Source organism: Mycobacterium szulgai, assembly GCF_002116635.1.
Lineage (GTDB): Bacteria > Actinomycetota > Actinomycetes > Mycobacteriales > Mycobacteriaceae > Mycobacterium > Mycobacterium szulgai.
Genome location: NZ_LQPW01000087.1, coordinates 1 through 1,016 on the forward strand (window position 1 = coordinate 1; position 1,016 = coordinate 1,016).

Genomic DNA, 1,016 nt, shown 5'->3' on the forward strand with positions numbered 1-1,016 from the left:
GCGGTGCTGGTGTTGGAACGTTTAAGTGATGCCCGCCGTCACGGGCATCGGGTGTGGGCGGTGATCGCGGGTTCAGCGGTCAATCAAGACGGTGCCTCTAACGGGTTGACCGCTCCTAACGGGCCCGCCCAACAACGCGTGATCACTCAGGCCGCGGCTAACGCTGGAGTCGGGTTGGACCAGGTTGATGTGGTCGAGGCCCACGGCACGGGCACCACGTTGGGTGACCCGGTCGAAGCCGGGGCCCTGATCGCCACCTACGGCGCTCACCGCGACCCCGACCAGCCGTTGTGGCTGGGCTCGGTCAAATCCAACATCGGCCACACTCAGGCCGCCGCGGGGGCGGCCGGGCTGATCAAAATGATCCAGGCCCTGCATCATCAGGTGCTGCCGGCCACCTTGCATATCGACCAACCCAGCCCCCATATCGACTGGTCACACGGCACCGTGCAACTGCTGAGCCAGGCCCAGCCCTGGCCGGTGAGCGAGCACGTGCGCACCGCGGCGGTGTCCTCGTTCGGGATCAGCGGCACCAACGCGCATGTGATTGTGCAGCAGGCCCCCGATGAGCCGGCGGTCTCTGACACCGACACCACCACCACACCACCGGGGGAGTCGGGCGAGTCGGCCCAGCCCACGGTGTTGGTGTGGCCGTTATCGGCGCGCAGCAGTGCCGCGTTACGCGCTCAGGGCGCTCGATTGCGCCAACACCTGCTTGAGCAGCCCGAGGTATCGCTGCGGGATCTGGCCTACAGCCTGGCCACCACCCGCAGCCATCACCCCCACCGGGCCGCGATCAGCACCAGCAGCACCAGCGGCGGGGCACGCGAAAGCTTGTTGGAGGCCCTGCACGCGCTGGGTCATGACCAGCCCCATCCCGGGCTGGCCATCCACCACCTGCGGACCCAGCCGGGCGCTAAGACGGTGTTCGTGTTGCCCGGTCAAGGCGCTCAATACCCGGGTATGGCCGCCGACCTCTACAACCACCACCGCGGATTCGCCGCCGCCCTCGACGA

Annotated in this window: 1 protein-coding gene; it reads left to right on the forward strand. The window is 67.8% G+C overall.

Annotated elements, in window-relative coordinates; all coding sequences use genetic code 11:
- Positions 1-1,016 (forward strand): ketoacyl-synthetase C-terminal extension domain-containing protein (locus tag AWC27_RS14130; protein WP_139836995.1); only part of this gene is annotated, 1,016 nt, incomplete at both ends.